General features: G+C 72.1%; 4 protein-coding genes. 2 read left to right on the forward strand and 2 right to left on the reverse strand.

The genetic code is table 11. The features are described from left to right. Together ABNT58_RS07650 and ABNT58_RS07655 are read left to right on the forward strand one after the other, a co-directional pair. A partial coding sequence (locus ABNT58_RS07650; RefSeq protein ID WP_348752907.1) for a LytTR family DNA-binding domain-containing protein occupies window positions 1-702 on the forward strand: 702 nt, incomplete at its 5' end. Window positions 703-791: 89 nt separating this feature from the next. After that, window positions 792-4250 (forward strand): patatin-like protein, encoded by a 3459-nt coding sequence (locus ABNT58_RS07655; protein ID WP_348752908.1) that lies wholly within the window; start codon window positions 792-794, stop codon window positions 4248-4250. Window positions 4251-4283: 33 nt separating this feature from the next. Here the strand turns inward: ABNT58_RS07655 and ABNT58_RS07660 are convergent, their stop codons facing one another. Together ABNT58_RS07660 and ABNT58_RS07665 are read right to left on the reverse strand one after the other, a co-directional pair. Continuing rightward, window positions 4284-4493: a hypothetical protein gene (locus tag ABNT58_RS07660; protein WP_348752909.1), complete on the reverse strand. Its 210-nt coding sequence runs from the start codon at window positions 4491-4493 to the stop codon at window positions 4284-4286. A 161-nt stretch (window positions 4494-4654) separates the two neighbouring features. Further along, the gene (locus ABNT58_RS07665; protein ID WP_348752910.1) at window positions 4655-5065 is read right to left on the reverse strand and encodes a hypothetical protein; all 411 of its coding nucleotides are present in this window, start codon (window positions 5063-5065) and stop codon (window positions 4655-4657) included. Window positions 5066-5126: the final 61 nt, after the last annotated feature.

Consider the following 5126-nt stretch of genomic DNA (forward strand, 5'->3'; position numbering starts at 1 on the left):
CTGGTGGCCCAGGTGGGCGATGGCCTGTCGGCCGTGCAGCAGGCGCTGGCGCTGCGGCCGCGCATCTGCTTCCTCGACATCCGCATGCCGGGCATGGACGGGCTGCAGGCCGCGCAGGCGCTGGCCGAGGACTGGCCCGAGGACGCGCCCTTTCCGCTCATCGTGTTCATCACCGCGTATGACCAGTACGCGCTGCAGGCCTTCGAGCGTGAGGCGGTGGACTACCTGCTCAAGCCGGTGGACGCTGCCCGGCTGGCCCAGTGCGTGCAGCGGCTGCAGCGGCTGCTGGTACAGCCCGCCGCGCCGGGCGGCCTGGAGGGCACGCTGGCACAGATCCGCCAGCTGCTGGGCGCCACCGCACCCCAGGCCGCAGCGCCGCGGCTGGACGTCATCCAGGCCGGCGTGGGCCACACGCTGCACATGGTGCCGGTGGACGAGGTGCTGTACTTCGAGGCGGCCGACAAGTACGTGCGCGTGGTCACCGCCGACAAGGAACACCTCATCCGCCTGTCGCTGCGCGAGCTGCTGCCGCAGCTGGACGCGCAGCGCTTCTGGCAGGTGCACCGCGGCCTGGTGGTGCAGGCGCGTGCCATCGCCACTGCCCAGCGCGAGCCCAGCGGCAAGGTGCTGCTGACGCTGCGCGGCCGGCCCGAGACCCTGACCGCCAGCCGGCTGTACGCGCACCTCTTCAAGGGCATGTAGCGGGCCGCGATCGTCGTCGGCGGTAGGGATGGCCCTGGCACATGGGCCTGCGATCATCGCGGCCATAACAAGCACCGCAGGAGATGGGCATGGCCGCGATGGACTACCGCGCCGAAATCCGCTTTGGCGTGGTGATGTATGGCGGCGTGTCGCTGGCCATCTACATCAACGGCGTCACCAACGAGATGTACGAGCTGGCCCGGGCCACGCCGCGCAACCTGGACGGCGGCGCACCGGCCCGCCCGGCCAGCCAGGCGCCCGACACCACCCGCGAGGTATACCGCCGCCTGGCCTGGCTGGTGAATGACCCGCCGCTGCAGCAGCGTTATGCCGACTGGTTGGCCGACCCCGCCGGCAACCCCGATCCGCTGGCCGCCGAAGCCCCGGGCGACCTGCCCACCCGCTTCGTCATCGACGTGATCGCCGGCACTTCGGCCGGCGGCATCAACGGCCTGTTTTTGGGCAAGGCACTGGCCAACGACGAGCCGTTTGCGCCGCTGCGCGAGCTGTGGGTACGCGAAGGCGACATCGGCAGCCTGCTGAACGACCGCCGCAGCTACCAGGCCGACCCCGACATGGAAGGCCTGCCCGACCGCACCGGCGCGCCCACCTCGCTGCTCAACAGCGACCGCATGTACCGCAAGCTGCGCAAGGCGATGGCGCTGATGTCGGGCGCCAATGGCCGCGGCAGCGCGCCTTCGCCCTTCGTCGACGAGCTGGACCTGTTCGTCACCACCACCGACATCCGCGGCTCGCTGGTCACGCTGCGGCTGTTCGACAAGGTGGTGCACGAAAAGCGCCACCGCCAGGTCCTCCGCTTCCGCTACACCGACGACGGCCGCCAGGTGGCGCACAACGACCTGGACCCGCGGCACAACGCCTTTCTCTCGTTCGCGGCGCGCTGCACCTCGTCGTTTCCGTTCGCCTTCGAGCCGATGACGCTGGACGCGCTGCGCCGGCTCGACCGCAACCTGGACACGCAGGCCTTGCGCCAGTGGGACGACTTCTTCACCGGCGTGCCGGTGGCCGAAGTGCAGGCAGGCGGCCACGTCACCCGCGCCTTCGGCGACGGCGGCTACCTGGACAACAAGCCCTTCACCCATGTGGTGGGCACGCTGTCGCAGCGCAGCGCCGCGGTGCCGGTGGAACGCAAGCTGGTCTACATCGAACCCGCGCCCGCCCACCCCGAAACCGATGCCGCCGACCCCGCCACGCCGCCCGATGCACTGACCAATGCGCTGGCGGCGCTGACCAGCATCCCCAGCTACGAGACCATCCGCGAAGACCTGGAAGCGGTGCTGCGCCGCAACCGCCGCATCGAGCGCATCGACCGCATCGTGCGGCTGGGTGAGCGCGACCTCGACGCCGCCGAGGACGATCCGCTGGCCCGCGTGGTGCGCGAGGTGGTGCCCGGCGACGACGACGGCGTGCCGCCCTGGCGCGAGCTGACGATGGAGCGCATGCGCCAGTACTACGGCGACGCTTTCCTGCCCTACAACCGGCTGCGCCAGTACACCGTCACCGACGACATCGCCGACTGCCTGGCCCGTGCCTGGAAGATCGAGCGCAACTCCGACCATGTGTACGCGCTGCGCGCGCTGGTGCGCGCCTGGCGCGAAGAACGCTACAGCGACAAGCCCGGGCTGCCGGTGGACCAGGGCGGCACCTGGGTGGGCACGCTCAACGCCTTCCTCGACGACTACGACCTGGCCTACCGCACCCGGCGCACCGCCTTTCTGCTGCGCCGCATCGACCAGCTCACCCGCCTGGTGGGCCGCCGCCGCCGCGGCCCGCTGGGCGAACTGAGCGAGGCCGACGAAGCCCTGGCCCGCCGCCTGAAGCGCCGCGCCGGGCCCAACCTGATCGACGGCGAGGTGAACGACGCCGAGCTGCACGACCTGCTGATGGCGTTGCACCGGCTGAAGGTGGACCTGTCGCAGGCGCACAGCACGCTGCGCAACCGCGACAGCCTGGGCGGCGTGGACGACCAGCCCGCCGCGCGTGAACGCCGCGGCCGGCTCCGCCAGGAGCTGCAGGACGTGCTGGACCTGCTGCTGCTCAGCCGCACCCACGGCCCCGGCGGCCCCGACGACGTGCCCACGCTCACCACCACCGGCGGTGCCACCGTGCGGGTGCTGTTTCCGCCCGAGCTGCTGAAGCTGCCCTCGGCCACCCGCACGCTGCAGGAAGGCATCTTCCTGCGGGCGCAGGCGCTGCTCAAGCTCACCCGCACCACCGCACTGACCGCGCTGCAGGACGCGCTGGAAGTCGACCTGCAGCGCATCGGCGAGACGGTGCGCGCGCTGGTCAAGGGCCGCCCCGAGGCCGAGCCCGAAGGGGGCGCCCTGGTGTGGCGCCGGCTGGGCGGCCCGCGGCTGGGCGTGGTGGACGCCGGCATCGGCCAGCAGCAGGTGGTGGTCAAGGTGGACGACACCGGCCTGCCCGAGCTGGACACGCCGCTGGCCAAGCAGCTGCGGCGCTTTCTGGGCGAGTACTACCTGCGCTTCGACACCTACGACCAGATGAGCTTTCCGCTGTACTACGACACCGAAAGCGGCGAGCCGGCCACGGTGGAAGTGGTGCGCATCAGCCCCGAAGACGCCACCACGCTGATCGACGAACGCGCCACCGGCCTGCGCAAGCTCGACGGCACCGCGCTGGCCAACTTCGGCGCCTTCCTGCAGCGGCACTGGCGCACCAACGACATCCTGTGGGGCCGGCTCGACGGGGCGGAGCGGCTGATCACCGCGCTGCTGCCCGGCTCGGAGCCGGCCACCCGCAGCGTGCGCGGCACGCTGATCGGCCAGGCCCACCGTGCCATCGTGCGGGAAGCGCTGCGGCCCACGGGCTATGAGCAGATCACCGGCCTCTTGTGCGGCGCGGTGGCCGAGGTGCAGCGCCGCCTGCCGGTGCCCCCGGCCGACGACCCGAACGCCCGGCGCGACCGCCTGCGCCGCCAGCTGGTGGACGGGCTGCAGCCCGGCACGCCGGAGGCCCGCCGCCGGCTCGACCAGGTGGTGGCCTCGCTGCTGGAAGACGACGCGCTGCTGCAGTGGGTGAAGGTGAGCCGCGAGGGCCGGCAGGCGCCCGATCCGGCGCCACTGCTGGACAGCGCGGCCCGCGCCACCACCATCACCGGCCGCCTGCTGCAGACGGTGGTGGCCCAGCGCGGCCAGGACCTGCCAGCGCTGCGCTGGGTGGCGCGGCTGGGGCTGGCCGGCCAGGGCCTGCTGGCGGTGTCCTTGCCCGGCAGCCTGCGCGCCCGCTGGTGGTCGCACGTGATGAAGGTGCTTTACGCCTTCCTGCTGGTGATGCTGGCGGCCGGGCTGTTGCTGGCCTCGGAGCCGGTGCGCACCGCCGCCGTCACCGCGCTGGGCGTGGTGGCCACGCTGCACCTGGCGATGCTGCTGGTGGCCGACGTGCTCAAGTCACGCCGCAGCTGGAAGGCCAAGAGCGCCTGGGCGTTGGGCGTGCCGCTGGTGGTGCTCGCGGCGCTGGGGGTGCTGGCCTTGGCCCGGGTGGGCTGGCGCGCGCTGCTGGGGCTGTAGGCGCGGGCGTGCCTGTGCAGGCGCCCCAGCGCCTCAGGGCGCCGAAGTGTCCTGCGAGACGCGAACGATCCGATCGTCCGCTTGCCAGTGCGCCACCGCCGCGGCGGTGGCCTGCGCATCGTCCAGCGCCTGCGCCAGATCGGCGTCGGCCGGCAGCGGGTCGGGGGCGCTGGCGGCCACCAGCACCGCAAAGGCCAGCCAGCCGAACACCGACACCGCGATGAAGGCGCGCAAGGCTCTCATGCGGCCGGGGGCGCGTTCGTCCCGCAGCTCCTGACATTCCGGGAACGGGACGGGTTGTTGCGAAGACGCCATGATCTGCTTCCCTGCTGTGAACATTATCACTGTAGGAAGTCTTGAGACAGGGCGCCTCCCTCTAGAGAGGGACGTCTGAAGAGGGCCCGTCAGCGGCCGCCGTGGCGGTAGCCGTCCCAGCCGCGGCCCTCGTAGCCGCGGTCGGCCCAGCGACCGCCATGCCAATGGCGCGGTGCCCGTTGCGGCACCACCACATACGCCGGCGGCGGCGCCGGCCGGTAGTAGCGCACCGGCGGCGGCGGGGGCGCATACAGCACCGGCGCGGGCTGGTACACCGGGTAGGCGGGCACCGCCACCACCGGCGCCGGCTGGTACATCACGGCCGGCGGGGCGTAGTAGCGCACCGGCGGGGCGTTGGAAATGACGGTGCCCACGCCCACGCCGGCCACCGGCGCGTTGATGCCGACCGACCAATACACGTCACGGGCCTGCGCCGCGCCGGCGGCCAGCACGCCCGCCGATAGCAGCACGGCGGCGCTCAAGGTCTTGCGAAGGCTCATGGAAATGCTCCTGATGACTGACTACCCTGATTGAACGCGCCAAGCGCCCTCCGGTGCACCA

Source organism: uncultured Aquincola sp., from assembly GCF_964001545.1.
Taxonomy (GTDB): domain Bacteria; phylum Pseudomonadota; class Gammaproteobacteria; order Burkholderiales; family Burkholderiaceae_C; genus Aquincola.

Excerpts from the sequence above, each read along its gene's own strand:
- ABNT58_RS07655 (WP_348752908.1), top strand. The coding sequence starts at position 792 with ATGGCCGCGATGGACTACCGCGCCGAAATCCGCTTTGGCGTGGTGATG.
- ABNT58_RS07665 (WP_348752910.1), bottom strand. The coding sequence starts at position 5,065 with ATGAGCCTTCGCAAGACCTTGAGCGCCGCCGTGCTGCTATCGGCGGGC.
- ABNT58_RS07660 (WP_348752909.1), bottom strand. The coding sequence starts at position 4,493 with ATGAGAGCCTTGCGCGCCTTCATCGCGGTGTCGGTGTTCGGCTGGCTG.